This is a genomic window from Cellulomonas sp. P5_C6 (assembly GCF_054049635.1).
On record NZ_JBFULZ010000322.1, the window covers coordinates 1 to 2,305 of the forward strand.

Genomic DNA, 2,305 nt, shown 5'->3' on the forward strand with positions numbered 1-2,305 from the left:
CCGGGTGCTGCGCTACGACGCGCGCGACCAGGGCCGGTCCACCACCTGGCCGGTGGGCGAACCGGGCTACGGCATGGCGGACACCGTGGCGGACGTGCTCGCGCTCCTGGACGACGAAGCGTTCGAGCGGGCGCACGTGCTCGGGGTCTCCGGCGGCGGCGTCGAGGCGCAGCTCCTCGCGCTCGACCATCCGGAGAGGGTCGCGACGCTCACGCTGGTCAGCAGCACGCCCGGGTCGGACGGGCTACCGGGCATGTCGGACGAGCTGCGGGAGCTGTTCAGCGGCGGAGCGCCCGAGCCCGACTGGGACGACCGCGACGCCGTCGTCGCCCACCTCACCGAGCTCGAGCGGCCCTTCCAGCGGGACGGCTACGACGAGGCCCTCGAGCGGGTGATCGCCGTGCGCACGGTCGACCGGGCGCGGGACCTGCGGGCGAGCGTGACCAACCCCGACCTCGTCGACCCGGGCCCGCCCTGGAGACACCGGCTCGGCGAGATCACCGCGCCCACCCTCGTGGTGCACGGCGACGACGACCCGCTCTTCCCGCTCGCCCACGCCGCGGCGCTGGCGCGCGAGATCCCGCACGCCGAGCTGCTCGTGGTCCCCGGCGCCGGGCACGGCGTGCCCCCGGAGCGGGCGTGGCCCGAGCTGGTCGCGCGGGTCGAGGCACTCACCCGCGCGTAGACCGTCGACCCGGATTTCGCGGTACAACGGGACATGGCGATGTTCCTGGTGGTGCTCACGCGGACCGGATCCTCGTGGGACCCGTCCCGGCCGATGGAGGCGCAGGCGGGCTGGACCGAGCACGCGGCGTTCATGGACGGGCTCGTCGAGCAGGGCTTCCTCGTGCTCGGGGGGCCGCTGGTCGACGAGATCCGGGTGGTGCACGCCGTCGAGGCGGACTCGGGGGAGCACGTGCGCTCGACCCTGGCCGCCGACCCGTGGAGCGGGTCGCACCTCGTCGTGGAGTCGGTCACCCCGTGGACGATCCGCCTGGACGCTCGKGACTGAGCTCGCGCAGGGCGGAGGTGCGGTCCCCGCCCGCGTCGCCGGTGTTCACGGTCCCCTTCGGCTCGACGAGCAGCGCGCACACCTCGGCGTCGGCCCTGGGGCAGTGCTCGACCCCCTTCGGCACGACGAACACGTCCTGCGGACCCAGCACCACGTCGCCGTCGCGCAGCTGGATGGTCAACGTGCCGGACACCACGAGGAACAGCTCGTCCGTGTCCGGGTGGCTGTGCCAGACGAACTCCCCGAGGAGCTTGACCACCTTGAGGTCGTAGTCGTTCACGCTGACGAGCCGGTGCGGCTGCCACGGCTCGGGGAGCAGGTCGAGCGCGGCCAGGACGTTGCGCGGCGCATGCGTCATGCGGCGGAGCCTAGGTGCCGACGGCGGGCCGGGCCAGCCTTCGGCTACCCGTCCACCACCAGGACGTCCGTCGTGACCAGGCGGCGCGACCGGCTCGTCACGGTGACCCCAGGCGCTGCACCCCGGCGGGCGGCTCCGACGAGCTCCGGGTGCGGTATCCGCCAGTCTCCGGGTGTGCGGCCGCGGCTGCCGCTGCCGCCTGTGCCTCGCGCGCCCTGCGAGCCGCTACCTCCGCCGAGGGCGACCCCGGCACGGTCCAGACGCAGACCATGTGCCCCGGCCCCGACGAGGCGACCAGTCGGCACGCCGGCGGCACCGGCGCCGCGGTCGAGACGACCGAGGGAGGGGCGCCCGGCGACGCCCCGATGCCCGTCGCGACCGACACGGCGAGCACCGCACCGATGGTGACGCCGACCGCGCCGACCGCACGGCGCAGGCGGGCCGCCCACGGTCCGGGGACACGTGGCGCGGCGGCCACCGGTGGCGGCTCCATCTCGAACTCGATGAGCGTCTCGACGTGCGCGGTCCTGCTCACGGTGCGCCTCCGTGGCCGGGGCTCCTGCTGAACCCGTCACTCACCACGCTGGCGCGGACTCGCGTCCGGTCGCTGAGTAGTCGACTACCTGGATCCRTGCGGGAGGAGGCTGCCGAGCTCCTCGCGTGATCGGGCACCGAGCTTCGCGGAGGCGCGGTACACGTGACCCTCGACGGTCCGGACCGAGCAGGTGAGGAGCTCCGCGATCGCCCTGTTCGACAACCCCTGACCGGCGAGCGTCGCGATCTCGCGCTCGCGGGCGGTCAGCGCGTCGGGCAGGAGGGCTGCGGTGAGCGCAGGGCTGCTGGCGCCGCCGCACTCGTCGGCCAGCCGGTGCGCGACGGCGGCCGCAGAGAGTGCGGACCCACGCAGCCCGGCGTGCTGATGGGCGACGGATGCC

General features: G+C 74.6%; 5 protein-coding genes. 2 read left to right on the forward strand and 3 right to left on the reverse strand.

Features of this window, described 5'->3' with window-relative positions; genetic code table 11:
- Both ACXJKG_RS20705 and ACXJKG_RS20710 read left to right on the forward strand, forming a co-directional pair.
- A partial coding sequence (locus ACXJKG_RS20705) for an alpha/beta fold hydrolase (RefSeq protein ID WP_456847604.1) occupies window positions 1–685 on the forward strand: 685 nt, incomplete at its 5' end.
- Between the two features lie 33 nt (window positions 686–718).
- A complete protein-coding gene (locus ACXJKG_RS20710) occupies window positions 719–1,012 on the forward strand; it encodes a hypothetical protein (protein ID WP_456847605.1) in 294 nt (97 codons plus the stop codon).
- Here ACXJKG_RS20710 and ACXJKG_RS20715 read toward each other — a convergent pair.
- From ACXJKG_RS20715 to ACXJKG_RS20725, 3 genes are all read right to left on the reverse strand, one after another.
- Window positions 975–1,370 carry a cupin domain-containing protein gene (locus ACXJKG_RS20715; protein WP_456847606.1) on the reverse strand — a complete coding sequence of 132 codons (396 nt, stop codon included), beginning with the start codon at window positions 1,368–1,370 and terminating at the stop codon, window positions 975–977. The genes ACXJKG_RS20710 and ACXJKG_RS20715 overlap by 38 nt on opposite strands.
- Before the next feature lie 97 nt (window positions 1,371–1,467).
- Entirely contained in the window at window positions 1,468–1,905 is a 438-nt protein-coding gene (locus ACXJKG_RS20720; RefSeq protein ID WP_456847607.1) for a hypothetical protein, read from the reverse strand.
- A gap of 84 nt (window positions 1,906–1,989) precedes the next feature.
- On the reverse strand, window positions 1,990–2,305 hold a 316-nt coding region (locus ACXJKG_RS20725; protein ID WP_456847608.1), incomplete at its 5' end, for a helix-turn-helix domain-containing protein.